We start from the raw sequence: 23,985 nt of genomic DNA on the forward strand, positions 1-23,985 counted from the left end.
TGGTTCCGGGAAGAGGGAGGAAGACGATGGCGGAGCCGGTGCTCACCATTCATGGCGTGACCAAGCATTTCGGGGCGGTGAAGGCGTTGACAGAGGTCGACTTCACCCTGGAGCGCGGCGAAGTGCATGCGCTCTGCGGCGAGAACGGCGCCGGCAAGTCGACGCTGATGAACATCATCGCCGGCGTCCTGCAGCCGACAGAGGGGGAAATCCGCGTCGACGGCAAGGCCGTGCGCATCGCTTCGCCTGCCGCCGCACAGGCACTCGGCATCGGCCTCGTGCATCAGGAAATCGCGCTCTGCCCGGATGCGACGGTTGCCGAAAACATGTTCATGGCCGCCACCAACCGGCGCCGGTCGCCTTTCATGAACTACCGCGCTCTGGAGCATGATGCGCAGGCCGTGATGAACCGCCTTGCCGCCATCGATGTCCGCCGCAAGGTGGCGGACCTGCCGATTTCCAGCCAGCAGCTCGTCGAGATCGCCAAGGCGCTGACGCTCGACTGCCGTGTGCTGATCCTCGACGAACCCACCGCTGCCCTCACCGAAACCGAGGCGCAGCAGCTCTTTTCCATCATCCGCGACCTCAAGGTGAACGGCATCTCGATCATCTATATCAGCCACCGTATGGCCGAGATCTTTTCGCTCTGCGACCGCGTGACCGTTTTTCGCGATGGCCGCTATGTCTGCACCGACCGTATCGCCGATATCACGCCTGATGACGTGGTACGCCGCATGGTCGGACGCGAGATCACGCAGCTCTATCCGGACAAGCTTGGCGCGGGAGAGGCGCCCGGCACGACGATCCTTGAGGTCGACCGCCTCGGTGACGGCGACCGTTTCCACGACGTCGGCTTCACTCTGCGCAAGGGCGAGATCCTCGGCATCGGCGGCCTGATCGGCTCCGGCCGGACGGAGATCGCGGAGGGCATCTGCGGGCTGCGGCCGCACACGGCGGGTAGGGTGCGCCTGCACGGCGAGACACAGGCGATCCGCTCCTATGCGGATGCAGTGAAGGCCGGCATCGTCTACCTCTCCGAGGACCGCAAGGGATCCGGCGTCTTCCTCGATCTCTCCATCGCGCAGAACATCTCCGTGCTCGATCTCAAGTCGCTGACGAGCCCGCTCGGCCTGCTCGACGGCCGCGCCGAGGCGGCGCTGGCGGAGGATTTTGCAAAGCGGCTCGCCGTGCGCATGGGCGGCATCGACGCGCCGGTAAAATCGCTTTCCGGCGGCAACCAGCAGAAGGTGGCCATCGCCAAGCAGCTCGCCGTCAAGCCGAAGGTCGTTCTGATGGACGAACCGACGCGCGGTATCGATGTCGGGGCGAAGACGGAAATTCACCGCCTGCTGCGCGAGCTTGCACGCTCGGGTATCGGCATCGTCGTCATATCCTCGGAAATGCCGGAGCTGCTCGGGCTCTGCGACCGCGTGCTCGTTGTCCGGGAGGGACGCATCGCGGGTGAACTCGGCGCGGAGGAGATGACGGAGGAAGCCGTGATCCGGCTCGCTTCGGGCATGGGTACGGCAAGGGCGGCGAACCATGCCGCGTGAGAAGAAACTGGGAGAGACGGGAATGGCAATCGACACGATGGCGGCAAGCACGCCGAAGACATCGTCCTTCAGGCGCATCGGTACCATGCGTGAGGCCGGGCTGATCGCGATCATCCTCGTGCTCTGCGTGATCATGAGCTTCGCCTCGCCGCACTTCCTGACGCTCGGTAATTTCCGCGCCATGCTGATGAGCTTTTCGGTGGAAGGCATTGTCGTCGTCGGCATGACGATCCTTCTGATCGTCGGCGGCATCGACCTTGCGGTCGGCTCCGTCGTCTGCTTCGCGATGGTGCTGTCCGGCTCGCTGTTCCTGGCCGGGCTCGATCCGTGGACGGCCTCGCTGATCGGCATTCTCGCCTCGAGCGCCATCGGCGGCGCCATGGGCTTCTTCGTGACGGTCGTCGGCCTCAACCACTTCATCACGTCTCTGGCCGCGATGGTGATCGTGCGCGGTCTCTGCCTCATCATCACCAAGGGTACGCCGCTGTCGCTCTTCACGCTGCCGGCCGGCTTCAAGGCGGTGGGCCAGGGCACCTTCTACGGTGTGCCCTATGTCATCCTGATCTTCGTCGCGGTCGTCATCCTGTTCGATTTCCTGCTGCGCCGGGCGACCGCGTTCCGCAAGGTCTTCTACACCGGCAGCAACGAGAAGGCTGCGCTCTATTCCGGCATCAAGACCAACCAGGTGAAGTTCTGGGTGACGGTTCTGTGCTCCACCCTCGCCGGTGTCGCAGGCGTCATCTACATGTCCCGCTTCGGTGCAGCGACGCCCACCTTCGGTGCCGGCATGGAGCTCAACATCATCGCTGCGGCCGTCATCGGCGGGGCTTCGCTCAGCGGCGGCTCGGGCACCATTCTTGGCGCCATCCTCGGCATCGCGCTGCTCTCGGTCGTCACCTCGTCGCTGATCCTGCTCAACGTCTCGGTCTACTGGCAGGACATGATCAAGGGCTGCATCCTGCTTTCCGCCGTCTCGATCGACCATTTCCTGCACAAGCGGAAGGCTTCCTGACATGCCGATCGCCAAGCTGAAACCCAAGACGACAGCGGCGCGTGAAGAGATCGTCATCGCCCGCCAGATGCACCAGGCGCTCGTGCTGCATTTCCTGGAAGGCCTGACGCAGGCGCAGATCGCCGACCAGCTCGGCCTGTCGCACGCCACCGTCAATCGCCTCATCAAGCGCGGCCGCCAGCTCGGCCTCGTGGAAATCAAGATCAAGTCGCCGGTCGAGCCGCTGGTCGATATGGAGGAACGGCTTCTGGCGCTCGGCGGCATCAGCCGCGCCGTCGTGGTGCCGACCGTCTCCGACAACCCGCAGACCGCCTTGCAAGCGGTGGGGGAGGCCGCAGCCCGGCTGCTGCTCGAAGAGATCGCCGATGGCGACACGATCTGCATCACCGGCGGCAAGGGCGTCAGCGCCGTCGTTGCCGGTCTGCAGGCCGCGCGACGCTTCGATGTCGAGGTCATTCCCGCAACGGGCTGTGTCCAGGGCAAACACTATACGGACGTCAACCACGTCTCGACGCTGATGGCCGAACGGCTCGGCGGGCGCTCCTACCAGATCCACGCACCGCTCTTTGCCGACGATGCCGAACAGCGCGCAATGCTGATGAACATGCGCTCCGTCGCCGACGTCTTCCAGCGGGCACGCGAGGCGAAGGTGGCGGTCGTCGGCATCGGCTCGATCATGAGCACGGATTCGACCTATTACGACCTGCATCCCTCATCGAGCGAAGACCGCAAGGCGATCGAGCATTCCGGCGCAAGCTCGGAGCTGCTGGCCCATCTGCTCGACGGCGAGGGCCGGATCTGCGACTACAGCCTCAACCGTACCCTGGTCTCGCTGACGCTTCCGGAGTTCGCCTCCATCCCGACGAAGATCGGTGTCGCGAGCGGCTTCAACAAGGCCGGTTCCATTCTCAGCGTCCTGCGCGGCGATCATCTCGACACGCTCGTCACCGACGAGGCGACCGGTGCGCGCATTCTTGAACTGGCATCCGAAGAAGGAGTTTCCGCATGAGCGGCGAACAATTGATCCGCGACATCGGGCGCTCCGGCGTCAAGGCCTCGGCCGTCGGCCTCGGCACCTGGGCGATCGGCGGCTGGATGTGGGGCGGCACGGACGAGGCGCAATCCATCGCCGCGATCCAGTCCTCGCTTGATGCCGGCGTAACGCTCATCGACACGGCCCCCGCCTATGGCCTCGGCCGCTCGGAGGAAATCGTCGGCAAGGCCATCGCCGGGCGCCGCGACAAGGCCGTCATCGCCACGAAATGCGGTCTCGTCTGGCACACGCAAAAGGGCACTCATTTTTTCGAACAGGACGGTAAGCCGGTCCACCGCTATCTCGGCCGGGATGCGATCATCCATGAGGTGGAGGAGAGCCTGCGCCAGCTCGGCACGGACTACATCGACCTCTACATCACCCACTGGCAGGACGCGACGACGCCCATCGGGGAGACGGTTGCGGCGCTCGAGGACCTGAAGAGAGCGGGCAAGATCCGCGCCATCGGTGCAAGCAACGTCAATAGGTCGGAGCTTGCGCAGTATATCGAAACAGGGTCGCTCGATGCGATCCAGGAGCGGTTCAGCATGATCGATCGCGAGATCGAGGCGGACCTGCTGCCGTTCACTGTTCCAAACGGCGTGTCGACGCTCAGCTATTCTTCGCTGGCGCTCGGCCTGCTCTCCGGCAGGATCGGCCCGGATCGCGTGTTCTCCGGCGACGACCAGCGCAAGGACAATCCGCGCTTCTCCGTCGCCAACCGGCAGAAGGCGAAGGCCTTTTCCGATGCGATTCGCCCCGTCGCCGAGCGCCATGGCGCGAGCATCGCCCAGGTCGTGATCGCCTGGACGCTGGCGCAGGAGGGCGTGACCTTCGCGCTCTGCGGCGCCAGGAACCCGGCACAGGCGCTCGACAATGCGCGGGCCGGCACGCTGCGGCTTACGGCGGACGATCTGGCGGCCATCGACACCGCCATCGCGGCACACCTCGTCTCCATGGACGGATAACGGACTGCCATCATGAACCGGAAACAGACTTTGGACGGGCTCCGCCAGAGCCCGAAGGTGGACGTGTGCGTCCTCGGCGGCGGCATCAACGGGCTCAGCGTCTTTCGCGAGCTGGCGCTGCAGGGCGTCAACGTGCTCATCGTCGAGAAGGCTGACTACTGTTCCGGTGCGAGCGCCGCCCTCTCGCGCATGGTGCATGGGGGGCTGCGCTATCTCGAAAACGGCGAGTTCAGCCTCGTCAAGGAATCTCTCGCCGAGCGCGACCGCCTCTTGCGCAATGCGCCGCATTACGTCGCGCCACTGCCGACGACGGTGCCGGTCTTCGACATCTTTTCGGGCCTTGCCAATGGCATCGTGCGTTTCCTCGGCCTCACCCGCCGCCCCAGTCGCCGCGGCGCGATCGCCATCAAGGCGGGACTCGGCATCTACGATTTCCTCACGCGCAAACGGGCGCTGATGCCGAAGCACCAGTTCCGCAGCCGCAAGGCGACCCTTGGAAAGTGGCCGGCGCTCAATCCGGCGATCCGCAACTCGGCGACGTACTACGACGCCTGGGTCAGCCATCCCGAGCGTATCGGCATCGAGCTTCTGCGCGACGGCCTTTCCGGCGGCGAGCAGGCGCGGGCTCTCAACTACGCGACGATCGAGGAGGCGAGCGACGGGCGTTACAGGCTGCACGACGGCCTCACCGGGGAGACACTTGCCCTCCAGCCGCGGCTCATCGTCAACGCGACGGGCGGCTGGATCGACATTGCCAATGCCAGCCTGTTTCCCGCGGAGGCACGGCCCGAGCCGCTGATGGGCGGCACGAAGGGCTCGCACCTCATCATCGACAATCCCGCGCTGCGCGACATGCTCGACGGGCACATGATCTACTACGAGAACGAGGACGGGCGCATCTGCATCCTCTTCCCCTATCTCGGCAAGGTGCTGGTGGGCTCGACGGATATCCGCGTCGACGATCCAGGCATGGTGCGCTGCGAGGCGGACGAACGGGACTACATCCTGCAATCGCTGGCTTTCGTTCTGCCCGGCATCCGCATCCGTCCGGAGGAGATCGTCTTCCAGTTTTCCGGCGTACGCCCGCTGCCGGCGAGCAAGGACAGCTTTACCGGCCGTATCCCCCGCGACCATTTCTGCACCGTCCTCGAAGGGCGCGACGGCGGGCCGCCGGTGCTCTGCATGATCGGCGGCAAGTGGACGACGTTCCGTTCCTTCGGTGAACTCTCCGCCGACATGGCGCTCGACAGGCTCGGCCTGCCGCGCCGCATCGACACGGCGGAACGCCCGCTCGGTGGCGGCCGGGACTACCCCGAGAATGGTGGTGACTGGACGCGGGCGCTCTCGGCCTCTACAGGCCTTCCCGCAGAACAGACAGCGGCGCTGTTTTCGCGCTACGGCACGGATGCGCGTGACATCGCCCGCTTCATCGCCGCCGGGCCGGATCACGTCCTGCCTCATCCGGCCTACAGCGCTCGCGAACTTCTCTATCTCATTCGCTCCGAAGCCGTCGAGCATCTGGACGACCTCCTTCTGCGCCGCACCGCGCTCGCCGTTACCGGCGAACTCTCGCTTGCCATGGCGGAGGCCGCGCTCGACGTGCTGGCAGCCGAAAAAGGCTGGCCCGCGGCGCGCAGGGCCGAGGAGCGCACCCGTTTTCTGACCCTCATGCGCGAGCGCCACGGCGTCGCGGAGGAAAACCTTTCCGCAAGGAACGAACAAAGGAGTGATGTATGCGAAACAACCGCAAGGTCCGGATGAACCGGCTGTTCGGCAACGGTCGTTGCCTGGACGTGGCGATCGATCACGGCGTGTGCAACGAGCCGTCCTTCCTCGACGGGCTGGAGAATATGCCGGCCGTGGTGAAGGCGCTGGTCGATGCGAGGCCCGATGCGATCCAGATGAACTACGGCCAGGCCGACCTTTTGCAGGGCCTTCCCGGCAAGGACAAGCCTGCCCTCGTCATGCGCATCGACATGGGCAATCCCTATAACCGCATTCGACACCGCGACATGTGGGCTGTCCTGCAGAACGAGGCGGAACCGCTGATCGGTGCGCTGGAGATGGACGCCGCCTGTGTGGTGGTCAACCTTTTCATGCTGCCGGACGAGCCCGATCTTTTTCGCCAGTGCGTGCAGAATATCGCGCGCGTCCGAGCGGATTGCGAGAAGTACGGCATGCCGCTGATGATCGAGCCGCTCGTCATGCAACCCGTCACGGAGCGCGGCGGCTATATGGTTGACGGTGATGCGGAGAAGATCGTCACCCTGACGCGGCTTGCCCGCGAGATGGGTGCGGATATCATCAAGGCGGATCCGACAACGAATGCCGAGGATTTCCACCGGGTCGTCGAGGCGGCGCGTTGCCCGGTCCTCGTGCGCGGCGGCGGCAAGGAGGATCTTCGCGCCGTCTTCGACAAGTCCGCAGCCTTGATGCGGCAGGGCGCCGTGGGCATGGTCTATGGACGCAACATCTACCAGCACGCCAACCCGAGCGCCGTGGTGCGCGGGCTGATGGCGATCATCCATGCGGATGCGAGCGGCGAAGAGGCTTTCGCGCTCTATCAGCAGGGGTAAGATAGACCAGAACCTTGGGAGGGGTTCAGCATGCAGGAATATCTGTTGGGGCTCGATGCGGGCAACACCGTGATCAAGGCGGTGATCTTCGACCGGACGGGCCGGGAATTGGCGCATGCGGGCGAAGAAGGCCATAGCCGCATGCCGAGTCCCGGCCATGTCGAGCGCGATCTCGGGGAGCTCTGGGCCAATGCGCGGCGTGTCATCCGTACCTGCCTCGACCGGGCGGGCATTGCGGCGGGCGACATTGCCGCCATCGGCTGCGCCGGCCATGGCAACGGGCTCTATGCGCTCGATCGGGCGGGCGAGCCGCTTGTCGGCATCCAGTCGCTCGACACGCGGGCGACCGGCCTCGTCGAGTCATGGCTGGCAGAAGGCGTCGGCGAACGGACCTATCCGATCGCTCGCCAACGCCCCTGGCCGTCGCAGACGCCGACCCTGCTCTCCTGGCTGAAGCGTCACCGGCCGGAACTCTTCAAGCGCATCGGCACGGTGTTCTTCTCGAAGGACTTCGTCGTCAATCGGCTGACCGGCCAGCGTGTCAGCGAGGTCTCGGATATGTCCGGCGCCGGCCTGCTCGATCTTGCCGCGCGTCGCTACGACAAGGCGTTGATGGAGGCCTATGGCCTCGGTGACTGCATGGATCTCCTGCCGCCGCTCATCGAAAGCGCCGATATTGCCGGGTACGTGACGGAGGCGGTGGCCGCGGAGACTGGCCTTGCCGCCGGCACGCCGGTCATCGGCGGGCTCTTCGACGTCGTCGCTTCGGCACTCGGTTCGGGCGTCTCGCGCACCGGCAGCGCGTCCGTCATCGCCGGCACCTGGAGCATCAACCAGGTCGTCATCGACGGCCCGGATCTTAACGGTCCGGTCTTCATGTCGTCGACCTTCGATCGTACCCGCTATATGGCGATGGAAAACAGCGCCACCTCGGCCGCCAATCTCGAATGGCTGGTGCGGGAGTTCTTCGAAGACGACCACACCGCCGACGTCTCGCCCTTCGACGCCTGCTGCGCGCATGCCGCGGCGGTGGAGCCTGCAGCGGATGATCCGCTCTACCACCCCTATCTCTACGGCGCCCAACAGGACGGCCATGCGCGGGCGGGCTTCTACGGCATTGCCGGCTGGCACACCAAGGGACATCTGGTCCGTGCCCTGCTCGAAGGCGTCGCCTTCGGTCATCGCCAGCATGTCGCGACGATCCGCAAGGCCGGGGCGACGTTCGAGGAGGCGGTCCTGTCGGGCGGCGGCTCGCGCAGCAGGCTCTGGCCGCAGATCTTCGCCGACGTGCTCGGCGTCCCTGTCTCCGTCGCCATGTCACGCGAGACGGGCGCGCTCGGTGCGGCGATTGCGGCAGGCACCGGGGTCGGTCTCTTTGCCGATTTCACCGCAGGCGCCAATGCCATGGTGCGGACCGACCGGCACTACAGGCCGAATGTCGCGCTTGCCGCCCACTACGACCGTCGCTACGCCCTCTACAGGGATATTGGCGAGGCCATGACGCCGCTTTGGCGGCGCCTTACAGCTTCGCAGGAGATGGCAGCAGGAGTTGCAGCGTGACCGTCAGGGAACAGGAAATGCCGGTGGACGAGGGCAGCTACGACTTCATCGTCGTCGGTGCCGGCTCGGCCGGCTGCGTTTTGGCGAACCGGCTTTCGGCCGACCCGAAGAACCGGGTGCTGCTCATCGAGGCCGGCGGCTCGGACCGCTACCACTGGGTTCATGTGCCGATCGGCTATCTCTATTGCATGGGCAATCCGCGCACGGACTGGATGATGAAGACGGCCGCAGAGGCTGGTCTCAACGGCCGCGCGCTCAATTATCCGCGCGGAAAGGTGCTTGGCGGCTGCTCGTCGATCAACGGCATGATCTACATGCGCGGCCAGGCCGCCGACTATGACGGCTGGCGGCAGGCGGGCAATGCCGGTTGGGGCTGGGACGACGTGTTGCCCTATTTCCTGAAGTCGGAAGACAATTATCGCGGAAAAACCGGCATGCACGGGGCCGGCGGGGAGTGGCGCGTCGAGCGCCAGCGACTTTCCTGGCCGATCCTCGACGCCTTCCGCGATGCGGCCGAGGAACTCGGCATCCCGAAGACCGACGATTTCAACGACGGCGACAATGAGGGCTCCGGCTATTTCGAGGTCAACCAGCGCCGCGGGCTGCGCTGGAACACGACGAAGGCTTTCCTGCGGCCGGCGATGAAACGGCCGAACCTGCGTGTCCTCACCGGCGCGGAAACCGAGCGGCTGGAATTCGACGGCCGGGCGGTGACGGGCGTGCGCTTTCGTCAGGGCGGGCGTGCCCGCCTTGCTCGCGCCACGCGGGAGGTCGTGCTGTCGGCGGGCGCGATCAATTCCCCGAAAATCCTGGAGCTGTCGGGCATCGGCCGGCCGGAATTGCTTTCCGCGCTCGGCATTCCCGTTCACCACGCGCTGCCCGGCGTCGGCGAGAACCTTCAGGATCATCTGCAGATCCGCACGGTCTTCCGGATCGAGGGTGCGCGCACGCTGAACCAGCTCTACCACAACCTGTTCAGCCGTGCCGGCATGGGGCTGCAATATGCCTTCCGCCGCTCCGGCCCACTCTCCATGGCACCGAGCCAGCTCGGCATCTTTGCCAAGAGCGATCCTGCCGTCGCCACGGCCGATCTCGAATATCACGTCCAGCCGCTCAGCACCGACCGGCTCGGCGAGCCCCTGCATCGCTATCCCGCGGTCACCGTTTCGGTGTGCAATCTCCGGCCGGAAAGCCGCGGCACGGTGCACATTGCGACCCGCGACCTCGCTCTTGCGCCGGAAATCCGGCCGAACTACCTCTCGACGGTCGGTGACCGTTTGCTCGCCGCAAAATCCATCCGCCATGCGCGCAGCCTCATGCAGGCAAAGGCCATTGCGCCCTTCCGTCCGCAGGAAATGCTGCCCGGCCGGGAGTATGACAGCGACGAGGAGTTGATCCGCAAGGCTGGCGACATCGCCACGACCATCTTCCACCCCGTCGGTACCTGCAAGATGGGAAGCGATCCGATGGCAGTGGTCGATACGAAGCTCCGTGTGCACGGCCTGGACCGGCTGCGCGTCGTCGATGCCTCGATCATGCCGACCATCGTTTCCGGCAACACCAATTCGCCTGTGATCATGATTGCGGAAAAGGCGGCGGAGGCGATTCTGGCACACGCTTGATGGCTTGCCATCCCCTGCCATCTTGATGGCGTGAAGGCGAGGGGTTATATTTCCCCTCGAAGGAGACCGTCATGGCAGAACCGCAACTTTCCGTCCGCAGCGCCCGCGCCCGCGATCTCGCTCATCGCCTTGCCCGGCGGGAAAACCGCACGGTCGCCGACATCGTCGAGCGGGCGCTGGAGGCCTATGAGGTGCGGGAGGCCGGCAGTGAGCCGGCGGCCCATTTCTACCGCCGGCTTGCCGCCGATTTCGGCGCGGAAGTCGACTTGGAGGCCGTGATCCGCGAGCATCGCACGCCGCACAAGGGTCTGGACCTTTGATCTTCCTCGACACGAATGTCGTGTCCGAGACGCTGAAGAAGGCGCCCTCGGAAAACGTGCTCGCCTGGCTCGTGCGTTTCGACGCCGAATTGGCGCTGCCGACGGTGACGATTGCCGAGATCGCCTTCGGCATCCAGAAGATCAGGCCGGACGAGCGGGCCGTGAGGTTGGAGCAGGGGCTGGCCGAATGGCGGCGGCGCTTTGCCGGGCGGATTTTCGGCCTGACCGAGGCGGCGGCCCTTGCCTATGGCGAGATCATGGGGCAGGCGGTGCGGGAAGGACGCCCGATGTCGGCGCCTGACGGTATGATTGCCGCGATCGCCCGCGTCAACGGCGGTCGGCTTGCGACCCGCAACACGCGTGACTTTACCGGCACCGGCATCGAGGTCGTCGATCCCTGGGCCTTCTAGCGTCCCGAACCGGGGCGCAAACGTGTCGATAGGGTGCAATCTCGTGGTTGTATTAGGGGTTTTCTCACACTCTTGTGTTCCACTCGTCCGTACCGAAGCGATGGTGCGGTTGCCGGTTTCCGGGCGCCTGCGCGCAAGGGACAAATGTGGTGAGACGGGTACGGCCTTTGGACAGGACGACAGCGATCGCGAATGACGGGGTGTGCCGCATCGGGGTCGAGGTCATATGCCCGCACACGAGCCGGGCCGCACGGTGCCGGTCATGATGCGGTCTCCTCGAAGCACGCTTCGCCTGATTTCGGTCGCCTGGCCCTTCGTGCTGATCGTTGTGCTGCAGACCGCGCTTGCCACGTTCAGCCTGCAGGTCAGCACGTCGCTGCGCGCCTTTGTGACGGGTGAGAGCCTGTGGTCGAAGGGTCAGCACGACGCGCTCTATTACCTCAACCGCTATGCCGACAGCGGCAACCGTTCCTTCGTCGATCGCTATCGGCAGGCGATGGCCATCCCGCTCGGCGACCGGGCGGCACGGCTCGCGCTCGAGGCCGATCAGCCCGACATCCAGGCGGCCTATCAGGGTTTCCTGAAGGGCGGCAACCATCCGGATGACATTCCCAACGTGATCTGGTTGTTCCGTTATTTTCGCTGGCTTCCGGTGATGGAGGCCTGCGTGCGCGACTGGCGCACGGCGGAAGGGGTGCTGATGCAATTGTTGCCGATCGGCGAGGCGATCGACACGTCCCCCCATATCAGCGAGGCCGACCGCCGCGACATTACCCGCCAGCTCGACGAGATCAACGCGCTTGTCACGCCACTCACCAAACGTTTCTCCGATCGCCTTGGCGAGGGAACGCGGCAGGTCCAGACGGTGCTTCTTGCGGCCAATGTGGCGATGGCACTGCTCTTCATCGTGCTGACCGTCTGGCGGCTCAACAGTTTCCTCATCCACCGGCGCAGGATCGAGGAGCAATTGTCTTTCAGCGCCAATCACGACGATATGACGGGGCTTGCCAACCGCCGGTTGTTCGAGCTTGAGCTGGAGCGCATGCTGGCAGGGCCGAAGACCCGCCACGCACTGATGTTCATCGATCTCGACCAGTTCAAGGCCGTCAACGACAATGGTGGCCATGCGGCCGGCGACGCGCTGCTGCGCCGGGTTTCGCGCGATCTCGTCAACGCCATCCGGGGTACGGATCTTCTGGCACGGCTGGGTGGCGACGAGTTTGGCATCATCCTGCCGAACTGTGTGCCGGAGGATGGGCTGCGCATTGCCATGCGCCTGCGCGAGATCACGGAAGCGATCGACTTCGTCTGGAACGGCCATCGCTATTCGATCAGCGCCAGCATCGGTGTGGTGCATCTGGCCGGGCGCAACTACACGCTTGAGGAGGCGCTGCGCGCCGCCGACATTGCCTGCTACATGGCCAAGGAAAAGGGCCGCAACCGCGTGCACGTCTTCGAGACGACCGATGCGGCACAGACCCAGTTCACGGCCAATCTCAACTGGGTACAGCGCCTGCACCGGGCGCTGGAGGAGGACCGCTTCCGGCTGTTTTCGCAGGCCATCGCCACCCTGCGGGAAGGTGGCGAGACGGGCGAGCATTGCGAGATCCTGCTACGCCTCGAAGAGGACGGCACGCTGCTGTCGCCCGGCGCGTTCATCCCCGCTGCCGAACGTTTCGGCCTGATGCCGGCGCTCGACCGCTGGGTCGTGCGCCATGCGCTGGACATCATCGGTCGCCGCAAGGGCGCGGCTTCCGGCACCTATTCCATCAATCTCAGCGGCCTGACGCTGAAGGACGAGACCTTCCTGCCATTCCTGCGGGAAGCCCTGCGCCGCAGCCGGGTGCCGGCCGAAGTGCTCTGCTTCGAGATCACCGAAACCAGCGCGATCGAGAATCTTGACGAAGCCATCGCCTTCATGAACGCCATGCGCGCCATGGGCTGCCGTTTCGCGCTTGACGATTTCGGCGTCGGCATGTCCTCGCTCACCTATCTCAAACGCCTGCCGGTGGACTATGTGAAGATCGACGGCAGTTTCGTGCGCGACATGCTGGCGGACAAGGCGGACTGGATGACCGTCGAGATGATCAACCAGATTTCTCACCTCGCCGGCCGCAAGACGATCGCGGAGTTTGTTGAAAACACGGAGATTCTTGCCGCGCTGCGCACGATCGGCGTGGATTATGCGCAGGGCTTTTCCATTGGTCGCCCGGAGCCCTTCCTGCCGGAAACGACAGGCCTTGCCGCACCGCTGCGCCGCGCCGACGTCGCATAGGTTCCACTGGCGCTAGGCCAGTTCCGAAGCCCGCTCGAGTGCCTTGAGCATCGTGCGTTCGGCGAGGTTCAGATAGATCTCCATCTGCGCCGCAGCCTCATGCGGCTGGTTCTTTTCGACGAGAGTCGTAATGGCGTCGTTCATGTCGACGAAGGGCGCGTGCAGGTGTTCCGGGTCGTTGAGAAGGCCGAAGCAGAGGCGCAGCTCCGCCGAGATCCGCTCATAGAATTCGTTGAGCCGCGCGCTATCGGAAAGGTCGATGACGGCGGTGTGGAACATCATGTTGGCGCTGCCGACACCGATCCAGTCGCCCTCGATACGCCGCTCCCGGGCCATCTCCACCGCCGCGCGCATGGCCCGGATTGCCGGATGCTTCTGCCAGGCCTGGCGCAGTGCGCCGCATTCCAGCATGCGTCGCACGCGGTAGATGTCGATGATCGAGGCCATGGAGGGCACGGCGACGAAAACACCGCGATTGGCCTCGTGGCGCAGCAGGCCATCCTTGGTGAGCAGGCGGAAGGCCTCGCGCAGCGAATTGCGCGAGACGTCGAAACGGTCGCTGAAGGCGGCTTCCGAGAGACGCTGGCCGGGGGAGAGTTCGCCCGAGATCAGAAGCGTGCGAATGCGCCGCGCCAGTCGATCCGCCAGCGGCAGGCCTTCTCCGTCATCGGTCATGGTCTTCTCCCCGGCCCGATTCCGTTTGCTTCGGGCACCCTCTTTCCTGGCTGGGCATAGCATGAATGGGTGAGCGATGGGGCCGAAAAGTGTGGCGAATCCAGTGCTATGTGATTGGTAAAACGGCAGGAATAAGGAACGATATGGAAATATTGTTGAACAATCTTGACATTTTTGTGTAGCGGTTCATCATTTAACGATGAACCACTCGCGAGGGGCGGGTGCGTGAGAGCGGAGAAATCTCATGGAACAGAATGCTGCTGTGCCTGCCGGCCAGAGTGTGGTCGCGCAGGGCCTTCAAACCGTCAAATCCCGTCGCTCGGCGCTGATCGCCGCGATCTTCCTGATGGCGACCTCCGCCATCGGCCCAGGCTTCATCACCCAGACGGCGACTTTCACCACGAAGCTTGGCGCTGCCTTCGCCTTCGGCATCCTCGCCTCCATCCTCATCGACTTCGTCGTGCAGCTGAACATCTGGCGCATCGTGACGCTGACGCGCATGCGGGCTTCCGACGTCGCCAATGCCGCCATTCCCGGCTCCGGCTACCTTCTGGCCATTCTCGTCATCGTCGGTGGCCTGTTCTTCAACATCGGCAATATCGGCGGCACCGGCCTCGGCCTCAATGCGGTCTTTGGTCTCGATCCGAAGATCGGCGGAGCGATCAGCGCCGTATTCTCGATCGGCATCTTCCTGTCGAAGCGCGCCGGCCTTGCGGTCGACCGCTTCATCATCTTCGCCGGCATCCTGATGATCGTGCTGACGCTCTACGTCGCCTTCGTGTCCGGCCCGCCGGTCGGCGACGCGCTGTTCCAGACCGTCCTGCCCGACACGATCGACTTCGCCACGATCACCACCATCGTCGGCGGCACGGTCGGCGGCTACATTACCTATTCCGGCGCACACCGCCTGCTCGACCGCGGCATGGTCGGCCAGGAGCACCTGCCGGCTGTCACCCGCGCCGCGCTCACCGGCATCGCCGTGACCGGTCTCATGCGCTACGTCCTCTTCCTCGCCATCCTCGGCGTCGTCGCCAGTGGCGTCGTCATCGACACGGCGAGCCAGGCCGCCAACCCGGCCGCCCAGGCCTTCCAGGCGGCAGCAGGCGATGTCGGTCTGCGCCTCTTCGGCATCATCTTCTGGGCAGCGGCCATCACCAGCGTCATCGGCGCGGCCTATACCTCGGTTTCGTTCATCACCGTCTTCAAGCAGGATATCAGCGAACACGCCCGCAATATGGCGACGGTCGTCTTCATCGCCATCTCGCTGGTCTCCTACCTGCTGATCACCACGCCACCGGCGGCCATGCTGGTCTTCGTCGGCGGTCTCAACGGCCTCATCCTGCCGATCGGCCTCAGCATCTTCCTTTTTGCCGCCTGGAAGCGCGAGGACCTGATGGGGGGCTACCACTATCCGCGCTGGCTGCTCGCCCTTGGCGTCCTGGTCTGCCTGTTGACATGGTATATGGGCTACAAGTCGGCCGGCACCATCTTCGGACTGCTTGGTCTCTAGAGCTATTCCAGCAAACGTGCGAAGCGGTTTTGCGTTCGGAACAGCGGCAAAACTTAAGAAAGGGAGAGGAAACAATGGCAGCGATCGACCTCAACAGCGATCTCGGTGAGAGCTACGGTGCGTGGCGCATGGGCGATGATGCGGCGATGCTCGCTGTTGTCTCCTCCGCCAACATCGCTTGTGGTTTCCATGCGGGCGACCCGGCGGGCATCTACCGCACGGTGCAGGCTGCCGCGAAAAACGGTGTCGTCATCGGCGCCCATGTCTCCTATCCCGATCGCGTCGGCTTCGGCCGACGCGACCTCGACGCCACGTCCGAGGAGCTGATCGCCGACGTGATCTACCAGATCGGCGCGATCAAGGGCGTCGCCGCTGCGGCCGGCACCACCGTGCGGTACGTCAAGCCGCATGGCGCGCTCTACAACCGCATCGCCTATGATGCCAGGCAAGGCCAGGCCGTTATCGACGGCATCAAGGCGGTCGATGCCTCGCTGATCCTGATGGGCCTTGCCAATGCGCCAATCCTCGATCTCGCCCGCAAGGCCGGCCTTGCCGTCGTCGCCGAAGCCTTCGCCGACCGCGCCTATACGCCGAAGGGCGAGCTCGTCTCGCGCCGCGAGCCGGGTGCCGTGCTACACGACGAGGCGACGATCGCCGACCGCATGGTGCAGCTCGCCCGCGAGGGCACGCTGGAAGCCATCGACGGCAGCACGATACGCATCGAGGCGCAGTCGATCTGCGTGCACGGCGACAGCCCCGGCGCGGTGGCGATTGCAGAGGGGATCCGCCGCCGCTTCGAGGCGGAAGGCATCGCCATCCGCTCCTTCGCTGACAAGGCGTAAGGAGCGGCCATGACGATCCCGACCGCCTTCCTGGATCATGCCGACGCCACGGCCGCCCGCAAAGCGCGGTCCACCTACCGGGATGGGCTCGTTGCGCCCACTTCCGGCATTGCACCAGGCTTTACACAGGCCAACATGATAGTACTGCCGCGCGACTGGGCGTTCGATTTCCTGCTCTACGCGCAGCGCAACCCCAAACCATGCCCGGTGCTCGATGTCTCTGACCCCGGCTCGCCGACGACGCTTTTGGCGCCCGGCGCGGACCTGCGCACCGACCTGCCGCTCTATCGTATCTGGCGTGACGGCAAGCTTACCGAGGAAACGCCGGATGCGTCGGCGGCCTGGGCGGAGCGCGACGATCTCGTCGCCTTCCTCATCGGCTGTTCCTTCACCTTTGAAACGCCGATGGTCGAGGCCGGCATCGAGATCCGCCACATGACGGACAAGACCAACGTGCCGATGTACCTGACCAACAAGGCCTGCCGGCCCGCCGGCCGCCTCAAGGGCAACATGGTCGTCTCCATGCGGCCGATCCCGGCCGCGCGCGTTGCCGACGCCGCCACCATATCCGGCCGCTTCCCGGCGGTGCACGGCGCGCCGGTTCATGTCGGCGCACCCGAAGACATCGGCATCAGCGACCTCGCAAAACCTGATTTCGGCGATGCGGTGCGCATCGAGCCCGGCGAAGTGCCGGTCTTCTGGGCCTGCGGCGTCACTCCGCAGGCGGCCGTGATGGCATCGGGCGTGCCCTTTGCCATCACCCATGCGCCGGGCCACATGTTCATCACCGATATCCCCGATTCCGCCTATCACGCGTGAGGGTTCGATGCGCTTTCTTCCCGTCAGCCTGACCACCATCCTCGTCGAGCTCGCCAATCTCGACGAGACGCTTGCTCTCTTTGCTGCACTCCAGGCCGATCCCATCGATGGCATCGAGGAAATGGTGCCGGCCGCGCGCACGCTGATGATCCGCTTCCGCCCGGAAAAGGTGGCTGCGGCGGATCTTGCAGCCCGGATCGGCATTCGCGACCTTTCTGCCAAGATCGCACCGTCGGAGCATCTGGTCGAAATTCCCGTGCGGTATGACGGCGAAGACCTGCGCGATGTTGCGGAGCTGACCGGCCTCAGTGTCGAGGAGGTCGTCCGCCGGCATACGGAAAGCGAATTCACCGTGGCTTTCTGCGGCTTTGCGCCGGGTTTCGGCTATCTCGTCGGCGGCGATCCGGCCTTGCATGTCCCGCGCCGCAAGAGCCCGCGCACCCGCATTCCGGCCGGCTCGGTCGCCCTTGCCGGCGCCTTCAGCGGCGTCTACCCGCAGGCAAGCCCCGGCGGCTGGCAGATCATCGGCACGACGCCGGTGAAGATGTGGGACATCGATCGCGAGCCTGGTGCACTGTTCCAGCCCGGCTATCGTGTGCGCTTCTTCGATATGGAGGCGACGGGCCGGACGGTCAGCCTTCCCGTACCGGCCGCCAAGGCGGATCGCACCGTCGTGGCGGATGCGCCGCAGTTCAGGGTTCTGGCCGCACCGATGCCGGCTCTCTTCCAGGATCTTGGCCGCTTCGGCCAGACGGGGCAGGGTGTTTCCGCCTCCGGCGCACTGGATCGCGGCGCGTTCAATGCCGCGGGCCGCGTCGTCGGCAATCCGGCCAACACGCCGGCGCTCGAACTCACCCTCGGCGGCTTCTCCTTCGAAAGCAACGTGCGCGCCGTGATCGGTCTTGCCGGTGCCGCCTGTCCCGTGACAGTCCGCGATGTGGACGGCCGCGCCCAAGACTTTTCGATCCTGCAGCCTATCGCGCTGGAGCCGGGCGACGTCGTGACGATCGGCCATCCGAAGGCGGGCATGCGGGCCTATCTTGCCGTGCGCGGCGGCTTCGATGTCGCGTCGATCCTCGGCAGCGCGGCCACCGACACGCTGGCCGTCGTCGGCCCCGAGCCGGTCACGGCCGGGACGGTGCTCGCGCTGGGTGGCCGCAAGGATGGACTGGCGAGCGTTTCGACCGATGAGCTTCCCGCTCTCGGGCTGCCCTCGGCCGGTGATGTGGTGGTGCTCGACGTGGTGCTCGGCCCGCGAACGGACTGGTTCACGCAGAAGGGCATCGAGACGCTGACGAGCCAGCTGTGGCAGGTGACGCCGCAATCGAGCCGCGTCGGCATCCGCCTTGCCGGCGAGGCGCCGCTGGAGCGCAAGGACAGCGCGGAGCTGCCGAGCGAAGGCACGGCGACGGGCGCCATCCAGGTGCCGCACAGCGGCCAGCCGGTGCTCTTCCTCGCTGACCATCCGCTGACTGGCGGCTATCCCGTCATCGGTGCCGTCGCCGAATACCATCTGGACCTCGCCGGCCAGATCCCGATCAATGCAAAAATCCGTTTCCGCCCGATCGGCCCCTTCGCCGACATTGCCGCGACCCGCTAGGAGAACCGCCATGAAGAAAGTGCTGATTGCCAATCGTGGCGAGATCGCCGTGCGCATCGCGCGCGCCTGCCAGGACCATGGCCTCCAGTCCGTGGCCGTCTATGCGGATCCGGATGCGGACGCGCTGTTCGTGCGCCTCGCCGACGAAGCCTATGGGCTCGGCGGCGTGCGTCCGGCGGAAACTTATCTCGATATCGAGAAGTTGATCGCTGTCGCAAAACGTGCCGGCGCGGATGCAGTTCATCCCGGTTACGGTTTTCTCTCCGAGCGTGCCGAATTCGCACGGGCCGTGCAGGACGCGGGCCTCATCTGGATCGGCCCCGATCCGTCCGTCATCGAAGCGCTCGGCGACAAGGTCGAGGCACGGCGTATCGCGCAGAGCGTCGGCGCACCGCTGGTCGCCGGCAGCGATGGCCCGGTGTCCTCTGCAGCCGAGGTCGTCGCCTTTGCGGAGCTGCACGGCCTGCCGGTCGCCATCAAGGCCGCGCATGGCGGCGGCGGGCGCGGCCTCAAGGTGGCCTGGAAGATGGAGGAGGTCGCGGACCTCTACGAATCCGCCGTGCGCGAGGCAACGGCGGCCTTCGGGCGTGGGGAGTGTTTCCTCGAGCGCTTCCTCGACCGGCCGCGCCACATCGAGGCGCAGGTCATCGCCGACAAGCACGGCAACGTGTTGGTGCTCGGCACCCGCGACTGCTCGGCCCAGCGCCGCAACCAGAAACTCATCGAGGAGGCGCCGGCGCCCTTCCTCTCGGACGAACAGCGCCAGAAGATCCACACCTCGGCAAAGGCGATCTGCGCCGCCGCCGGTTACTCCGGCGCCGGTACCGTCGAGTTCCTGCTCGGCGTCGACGGCACGATCTCCTTCCTGGAGGTGAACACCCGTCTCCAGGTCGAGCATCCTGTCACGGAAGAGACGACCGGTATCGATCTCGTCATCGAACAGTTCCGCATCGCCGAAGGGCTGCCGTTGCGTGTGCTGGAAACGCCGGAACCGCGCGGCCACTCCATCGAGTTCCGTATCAACGCGGAAGACCCCGGCCGCGGCTTCCTGCCGACGCCGGGCGCGATCACGGTCTTCGATCCGCCCTCCGGCCCGGGCGTGCGCCTCGACAGCGGCGTCGTCAGCGGCTCCACCGTACCCGGTGTCTTCGATTCGCTGGTCGCCAAGCTGATCGTGACCGGCGCGACGCGCGACGAGGCCCTTCGCCGCGCCCGCCGTGCGCTGAAGGAGTTCCGCATCGAGGGTGTCGCGACGGTCCTGCCGTTCCACCGTGCCGCCATCGACACGGCTGACTTCATCGGCACGGATGGGTTCAAGGTGCATACGCGCTGGATCGAGACCGATTTTGCCGCCATGCCTGATGCCATGGCCCGGCCGGAGCCGACCGAAGACTCCACGCTGGTCCGCACCCATCTCGAAATCGACGGCAAGCGCGTGTCGCTCGCCCTTCCGAGCGTGCTGCTCGCCGGCCTCGGCGCGGCAGGGCAGGGCGCTGCATCGGCCGCAGGCAAGGGCGGGCGTCCTGCCGAGGACGGCATCGCCGCTCCGGTTTCCGGCACGCTGCAGGCGTTCAAGATCGCCGATGGCGCCACCGTCGCGGAAGGCGACCTTGTGGCTGTCATGGAAGCGATGAAGATGGAAACGCAGGTCCTCGCCCCCAAGGCCGGCCGGCTTCGCCTGCGCGTCAAGGAAGGTGACTACCTTCAGGCTGGCGATACGCTGATGGTGTTCGAAGGCTGAAACAAAAAGGGCTCTCGGTTTTCGAGAGCCCTTTTTCAGATCAGAAATCCGGCGCCACGCCGAAGACGAATTCGCAAGGCGTGTGCGACATGTTGAAATACTGGTGGTCGAACCCGGCGGGGATGTAGAAGCCGTCGCGCGGGTTGAGTTCGAACCAGGCCTGGCCCTCGGCATCCGGGATATGGATGTTGAGCACGCCGGAAACGACATACAGGCATTCGTCGCCCTTGTGGCGTTCGATGCGGGTGCGCTTGCCGCCGAGCACCGTCGTCTTGCCGACCGTCAGCTGGTCCGTCGCGCAGTAGAACCCGGTATAGGCGCCCTGCGTTGCGGCATCGAGGCTCCAGAGCATGTCGGCATCGCGCTTGGGATGGATGGTGCGGGCCTTCTCCTGCGCGGCCGCCTCCATCGGCCAGCGACCGAGGAATTCGTCCTGGATGTAGCGGTTTTCCGATAGCAGCGGCTTGGTGCGGGCATAGGGGCCCGACGTGCCCTTGGCCGGCGGCGGGGCAAAGAATTCGAGAACGCGCACCTGCTCCTCGCCGAGATTGAAACCGTGATGCCAGGTGTCCTTACGGAAGAACAGTGCTTCGCCCTGTTTGGCGATGCAGACTTCGCCTGTTTCCGGATTGGCGAGCCCCAGCGTGCCGCTGATCACATAGAGCAGCTCGTCGGCGCCAAAAATGGTGCGGAAGGCATCGGTGTGCTTGAAGCAGCCGCCGGGCTGCATGCCGAAGACGATCTGGTGGATGTTGTCCGTCGAGGCATAGATCCAGTCGTCGACGAGGCCGGCATTCTCCTCGCCCCACAGATGGCGTGTCACGCCGGCATAGGGAATGTGGCTTGGCCGGTCGAAGACGGGGCGGGGGGACGGCTTGTAGCCCATGGAAATCTCCTCTTCATGATATGGAAAGCTAGGGGGCGGCGCCCGCCGGGCGCGTGCGCGCAATCAGCCGGTCGATGACGGCCTGTTTCGTGGCGGGGTCGAGATGCATGACGTTGAACACTTCGGCCATCCACATGCCCTCGATGGCGAGGCGGATGATCGTCGCTTCGATCGGGTCCAGGCCGTCCGCTTCGACGGAAGCCTGGCAACGGATGTTCTGCTGGTGGACGATTTCGAGCAGGTCGGGAAAGTTCGACAGCGCTGCGGTGATGCTGGCGCCGAGACGGTCGTACTGGTCGCCGGTGCTGGCGGCCCCGCCCATGGTGGCCTTCACATAAGCGCGGGTGTAGCGGCCATGGGGTTCCTCGTCCTCACCTTCGAGGCCGGAAAGACCGGTCTCGAAGCGATAGACGAAGCGTTCGACCATGGCGCGCACCAGCGCATCCTTGCTGGCGAAGTGATAGAGGATGCCGCCCTTCGAAAGCCCGGTCACCTCCGCCACCTTGTCGAAAGTGAGCGAGGAAACGCCTTCCTTGACGATGATTTCCTCAGCGGCGCTGAGAATGCGTTCCCGGGCGGTGCCACGTCTTGCCATGTCGAACCTCGATGCTGTTGCTGGTCTTCCCGCTATAGCGACGAACTTTCGCGCAGGCGACCGACGATTTCCGCCATCAAAGCAAGGTCCTGGCGGGAATCGCCGAGTGTCGTCTTCGGCGCCGTGCCGTTCACGAGATGATCGTGGAAGGCGCGCAGTTCGATGGCGAAGGGGTCGGTATAGTTCGGGCCGAAGGTGCGGGTTTCGGTTTCCGTGTCGGTCGAGTCCGTGACCTCCAGCGATGTCGGCAGGTTGCGGATGTACGGCGTGTCATAGCCGAAGCTGAGACGGCGGCGGTCGGAATAGACCTCGATGCGGGCGTCGAAACGCGCGACATTGTCGATCAGCGCTTCGTAGATCGCAGTGAAGTGGCCGTAGTCGAAGAGCGCGACGATCTGCTCGCCGTTCTGCTTGTGATGGGCGGCGATGACCCGCTGCGGCAGGCCGATCAGTTCGCGCATGGCCGAGAGGCTGTGCGAGGAGAGGCCGGTCAGCACCTGGTAGGCGCGCATCAGGCTGGGTGAAGCGTCCTTGCCGGCGACGTCGCGCAGAAGCGCTTCGGTCTCGGCGCGGGACTGTGCAAGGAAGGCGCCATCCAGGTCGTTGGGGTAGAAGATGTTGCGCGTCTGGCGGATGAAGAACGGGCCTTCACAGATGAGGTCGCGCACGCGCACATAGCGCAGCTCCTCCTGCGCCGGCATCATCTCCCTGGCCTTCAGGAAGCTTGCCGAATAGCGCCGCATATAGGCGACGAAGACGAGGCGGCCGGATTTTTCGGCAAGCGGCAGGACGTCGTCGATCTCGCCGAGCGTCAGGCAGGCGGGCTTTTCGAGGAAGACGTCCTTGCCGGCCTTCAGCGCCAGGTCGAGATAGTGGCGGTGCGTCTGGTCGGGCGTCAGGATGAAGACGGCGTCGATATCCGATGCCGCGAGCAACGCTTCGGCGCTCTCATACGCGCGGGCGCCCGGATAACGGCCTGCGCAGTGCGCGGTGAGGCTCGGCGAGACATCGAAGACGCCGGCGACCTCGAAGAGGTGACGATGATCGGCGAGGATCGGCAGGTGCATGAGCTGGCTCACCTCGCCAAGGCCGATGAGGCCGACACGGACGATACGCATGGAAAAGACCTTTCTGCCCCGGAAGGGGCCTATCCCTTGACCGCCCCGGCCGTGAGGCCGGAAACGATGTATTTCTGGAAGAGCAGTGCCAGCACGATCAGCGGCACGGTGACGATGGTCGACGCGGCCATGATCGCGCCATAGGGGAACTCGTAGCGGCTGGAGCCTGAAATGAGGGCGATGGCCACCGGTACGGTGCGGTTTTCGTCCGTGAGGATAAAGGTCAGCGCGAACAGGAACTCGTTCCACGAGGCGATGAAGGCGAGCAGGCCCGTCGAGATCAGCGCTGGCCCCATCATCGGCAGGAAGATGCAGCGCACGATGCGCAGCGGCGAGCAGCCGTCCATGATGGCGGCCTCCTCGATCTGTCGCGGCAGGCTGCGCATGAAGGTCGTCAGCACCCAGATGTTGAAGGGCAGCGTGAAGATCATGTAGGCGAAGATCAGCGAGCCGAGCGTGTTGTAGAGGCCGAGCCAGCGGATCATCTCGAAGAGGCCTGACAGCAGGGCGATCTGCGGGAACATCGAGACGGCGAGGAAGAGGAACATGATCGGCGAGCGGCCGCGGAAATCGATGCGGCCCAGCGCATAGGCCGCCGCGATTGCCAGCCCCAGCGAGAGCGCCACGACGGAGGCGGCGACGATGAGCGAATTCAGCAGGCTGCGCAGGAACACGCCGTCCGACAGGATCGCCTCGTAATTGTTGAACTTCAGGTCGGGCAGGAAGGTGACGTCGAAGATCGCCTGGCCGGATTTCAGCGAGGAGGCGATCATCCAGTAGAAGGGAAACAGCGTGTAGAGCGCGACCACGGCAAAGAGCGTGTAGATTGCGATGCGATGAAGGCGCCTGCCCGTTGAACTGCGCACCATG

Annotated in this window: 21 protein-coding genes; 16 read left to right on the forward strand and 5 right to left on the reverse strand. The window is 65.1% G+C overall.

Translation table 11 applies throughout. The features are described from left to right. Positions 1-26 precede the first annotated feature (26 nt). The 11 genes from P9A16_RS15900 (at position 27) to P9A16_RS15950 (ending at position 13,329) form a co-directional block, all read left to right on the forward strand. Positions 27-1,553: a sugar ABC transporter ATP-binding protein gene (locus P9A16_RS15900; protein WP_023515423.1), complete on the forward strand. Its 1,527-nt coding sequence runs from the start codon at positions 27-29 to the stop codon at positions 1,551-1,553. Between the two features lie 22 nt (positions 1,554-1,575). Then, the gene (locus P9A16_RS15905; protein ID WP_023515424.1) at positions 1,576-2,565 is read left to right on the forward strand and encodes an ABC transporter permease; all 990 of its coding nucleotides are present in this window, start codon (positions 1,576-1,578) and stop codon (positions 2,563-2,565) included. 1 nt (position 2,566) lies between these two features. Beyond that, the gene (locus tag P9A16_RS15910; RefSeq protein ID WP_023515425.1) at positions 2,567-3,574 is read left to right on the forward strand and encodes a sugar-binding transcriptional regulator; all 1,008 of its coding nucleotides are present in this window, start codon (positions 2,567-2,569) and stop codon (positions 3,572-3,574) included. After that, positions 3,571-4,566: an aldo/keto reductase gene (locus P9A16_RS15915; protein ID WP_023515426.1), complete on the forward strand. Its 996-nt coding sequence runs from the start codon at positions 3,571-3,573 to the stop codon at positions 4,564-4,566. Before P9A16_RS15910 ends, P9A16_RS15915 begins: the two co-directional genes overlap by 4 nt. Positions 4,567-4,578: 12 nt before the next feature. Continuing rightward, positions 4,579-6,327, forward strand: a complete 1,749-nt coding sequence (locus tag P9A16_RS15920) for a glycerol-3-phosphate dehydrogenase/oxidase (RefSeq protein ID WP_023515427.1) — start codon at positions 4,579-4,581, stop codon at positions 6,325-6,327. Then, positions 6,300-7,142 (forward strand): class I fructose-bisphosphate aldolase, encoded by an 843-nt coding sequence (locus tag P9A16_RS15925; protein ID WP_023515428.1) that lies wholly within the window; start codon positions 6,300-6,302, stop codon positions 7,140-7,142. The genes P9A16_RS15920 and P9A16_RS15925 overlap by 28 nt, the downstream gene beginning before the upstream one ends. A gap of 30 nt (positions 7,143-7,172) precedes the next feature. After that, positions 7,173-8,702 carry an FGGY-family carbohydrate kinase gene (locus tag P9A16_RS15930; RefSeq protein ID WP_023515429.1) on the forward strand — a complete coding sequence of 510 codons (1,530 nt, stop codon included), beginning with the start codon at positions 7,173-7,175 and terminating at the stop codon, positions 8,700-8,702. A 17-nt stretch (positions 8,703-8,719) separates the two neighbouring features. Next, positions 8,720-10,324 carry a GMC family oxidoreductase gene (locus P9A16_RS15935; RefSeq protein ID WP_156032095.1) on the forward strand — a complete coding sequence of 535 codons (1,605 nt, stop codon included), beginning with the start codon at positions 8,720-8,722 and terminating at the stop codon, positions 10,322-10,324. 71 nt (positions 10,325-10,395) lie between these two features. Beyond that, positions 10,396-10,644, forward strand: coding sequence for a hypothetical protein (locus P9A16_RS15940; protein WP_024271381.1), 249 nt, complete (start codon positions 10,396-10,398; stop codon positions 10,642-10,644). Beyond that, complete coding sequence (locus P9A16_RS15945) at positions 10,641-11,054, forward strand: type II toxin-antitoxin system VapC family toxin (protein ID WP_023514809.1); 414 nt, start codon at positions 10,641-10,643, stop codon at positions 11,052-11,054. The genes P9A16_RS15940 and P9A16_RS15945 overlap by 4 nt, the downstream gene beginning before the upstream one ends. A gap of 226 nt (positions 11,055-11,280) precedes the next feature. After that, positions 11,281-13,329 (forward strand): putative bifunctional diguanylate cyclase/phosphodiesterase, encoded by a 2,049-nt coding sequence (locus tag P9A16_RS15950; protein WP_023514810.1) that lies wholly within the window; start codon positions 11,281-11,283, stop codon positions 13,327-13,329. A 12-nt stretch (positions 13,330-13,341) separates the two neighbouring features. On the opposite strand, the gene P9A16_RS15955 is transcribed toward P9A16_RS15950, so the two are convergent. Further along, positions 13,342-14,004, reverse strand: coding sequence for a GntR family transcriptional regulator (locus tag P9A16_RS15955; protein ID WP_023514811.1), 663 nt, complete (start codon positions 14,002-14,004; stop codon positions 13,342-13,344). A 244-nt stretch (positions 14,005-14,248) separates the two neighbouring features. Here P9A16_RS15955 and P9A16_RS15960 point away from each other — a divergent pair, with 244 nt between their 5' ends. The 5 genes from P9A16_RS15960 to P9A16_RS15980 all read left to right on the forward strand — a co-directional run bounded on the left by P9A16_RS15960 (position 14,249) and on the right by P9A16_RS15980 (position 20,516). Next, a complete protein-coding gene (locus tag P9A16_RS15960; RefSeq protein ID WP_023514788.1) occupies positions 14,249-15,514 on the forward strand; it encodes an NRAMP family divalent metal transporter in 1,266 nt (421 codons plus the stop codon). A 74-nt stretch (positions 15,515-15,588) separates the two neighbouring features. Continuing rightward, a complete protein-coding gene (locus P9A16_RS15965) occupies positions 15,589-16,356 on the forward strand; it encodes a LamB/YcsF family protein (protein ID WP_023514789.1) in 768 nt (255 codons plus the stop codon). Between the two features lie 9 nt (positions 16,357-16,365). After that, a complete protein-coding gene (locus P9A16_RS15970) occupies positions 16,366-17,175 on the forward strand; it encodes a putative hydro-lyase (protein WP_023514790.1) in 810 nt (269 codons plus the stop codon). 7 nt (positions 17,176-17,182) lie between these two features. Then, positions 17,183-18,775, forward strand: a complete 1,593-nt coding sequence (locus tag P9A16_RS15975) for a 5-oxoprolinase/urea amidolyase family protein (RefSeq protein ID WP_023514791.1) — start codon at positions 17,183-17,185, stop codon at positions 18,773-18,775. A 10-nt stretch (positions 18,776-18,785) separates the two neighbouring features. Beyond that, positions 18,786-20,516 carry an acetyl/propionyl/methylcrotonyl-CoA carboxylase subunit alpha gene (locus P9A16_RS15980; protein ID WP_278025756.1) on the forward strand — a complete coding sequence of 577 codons (1,731 nt, stop codon included), beginning with the start codon at positions 18,786-18,788 and terminating at the stop codon, positions 20,514-20,516. A 40-nt stretch (positions 20,517-20,556) separates the two neighbouring features. Here P9A16_RS15980 and P9A16_RS15985 read toward each other — a convergent pair whose 3' ends face one another. From P9A16_RS15985 to P9A16_RS16000, 4 genes are read right to left on the reverse strand one after another with little or no spacing between them, the layout of a single operon-like run. Then, a complete protein-coding gene (locus tag P9A16_RS15985; RefSeq protein ID WP_023514793.1) occupies positions 20,557-21,402 on the reverse strand; it encodes a cupin domain-containing protein in 846 nt (281 codons plus the stop codon). Positions 21,403-21,430: 28 nt separating this feature from the next. Next, entirely contained in the window at positions 21,431-21,997 is a 567-nt protein-coding gene (locus P9A16_RS15990) for a TetR/AcrR family transcriptional regulator (RefSeq protein ID WP_023514794.1), read from the reverse strand. 32 nt (positions 21,998-22,029) lie between these two features. After that, positions 22,030-23,115, reverse strand: a complete 1,086-nt coding sequence (locus tag P9A16_RS15995) for a Gfo/Idh/MocA family protein (RefSeq protein ID WP_023514795.1) — start codon at positions 23,113-23,115, stop codon at positions 22,030-22,032. 29 nt (positions 23,116-23,144) lie between these two features. Further along, positions 23,145-23,984, reverse strand: coding sequence for a carbohydrate ABC transporter permease (locus P9A16_RS16000; RefSeq protein WP_023514796.1), 840 nt, complete (start codon positions 23,982-23,984; stop codon positions 23,145-23,147). Between the last annotated feature and the right edge of the window lies 1 nt (position 23,985).

The organism is Shinella sp. 838, from assembly GCF_029623935.1.
GTDB lineage: Bacteria > Pseudomonadota > Alphaproteobacteria > Rhizobiales > Rhizobiaceae > Shinella.

Coding starts and splice junctions, on each gene's coding strand:
- P9A16_RS15910 (WP_023515425.1), top strand. CDS start 2,567: ATGCCGATCGCCAAGCTGAAACCCAAGACGACAGCGGCGCGTGAAGAG.
- P9A16_RS15950 (WP_023514810.1), top strand. CDS start 11,281: ATGCCCGCACACGAGCCGGGCCGCACGGTGCCGGTCATGATGCGGTCT.
- P9A16_RS15995 (WP_023514795.1), bottom strand. CDS start 23,115: ATGCGTATCGTCCGTGTCGGCCTCATCGGCCTTGGCGAGGTGAGCCAG.
- P9A16_RS15930 (WP_023515429.1), top strand. CDS start 7,173: ATGCAGGAATATCTGTTGGGGCTCGATGCGGGCAACACCGTGATCAAG.
- P9A16_RS15960 (WP_023514788.1), top strand. CDS start 14,249: ATGGAACAGAATGCTGCTGTGCCTGCCGGCCAGAGTGTGGTCGCGCAG.
- P9A16_RS15965 (WP_023514789.1), top strand. CDS start 15,589: ATGGCAGCGATCGACCTCAACAGCGATCTCGGTGAGAGCTACGGTGCG.
- P9A16_RS15980 (WP_278025756.1), top strand. CDS start 18,786: ATGAAGAAAGTGCTGATTGCCAATCGTGGCGAGATCGCCGTGCGCATC.
- P9A16_RS15970 (WP_023514790.1), top strand. CDS start 16,366: ATGACGATCCCGACCGCCTTCCTGGATCATGCCGACGCCACGGCCGCC.
- P9A16_RS15935 (WP_156032095.1), top strand. CDS start 8,720: ATGCCGGTGGACGAGGGCAGCTACGACTTCATCGTCGTCGGTGCCGGC.
- P9A16_RS16000 (WP_023514796.1), bottom strand. CDS start 23,984: ATGGTGCGCAGTTCAACGGGCAGGCGCCTTCATCGCATCGCAATCTAC.
- P9A16_RS15925 (WP_023515428.1), top strand. CDS start 6,300: ATGCGAAACAACCGCAAGGTCCGGATGAACCGGCTGTTCGGCAACGGT.
- P9A16_RS15985 (WP_023514793.1), bottom strand. CDS start 21,402: ATGGGCTACAAGCCGTCCCCCCGCCCCGTCTTCGACCGGCCAAGCCAC.
- P9A16_RS15900 (WP_023515423.1), top strand. CDS start 27: ATGGCGGAGCCGGTGCTCACCATTCATGGCGTGACCAAGCATTTCGGG.
- P9A16_RS15905 (WP_023515424.1), top strand. CDS start 1,576: ATGGCAATCGACACGATGGCGGCAAGCACGCCGAAGACATCGTCCTTC.
- P9A16_RS15915 (WP_023515426.1), top strand. CDS start 3,571: ATGAGCGGCGAACAATTGATCCGCGACATCGGGCGCTCCGGCGTCAAG.
- P9A16_RS15940 (WP_024271381.1), top strand. CDS start 10,396: ATGGCAGAACCGCAACTTTCCGTCCGCAGCGCCCGCGCCCGCGATCTC.
- P9A16_RS15990 (WP_023514794.1), bottom strand. CDS start 21,997: ATGGCAAGACGTGGCACCGCCCGGGAACGCATTCTCAGCGCCGCTGAG.
- P9A16_RS15975 (WP_023514791.1), top strand. CDS start 17,183: ATGCGCTTTCTTCCCGTCAGCCTGACCACCATCCTCGTCGAGCTCGCC.
- P9A16_RS15920 (WP_023515427.1), top strand. CDS start 4,579: ATGAACCGGAAACAGACTTTGGACGGGCTCCGCCAGAGCCCGAAGGTG.
- P9A16_RS15955 (WP_023514811.1), bottom strand. CDS start 14,004: ATGACCGATGACGGAGAAGGCCTGCCGCTGGCGGATCGACTGGCGCGG.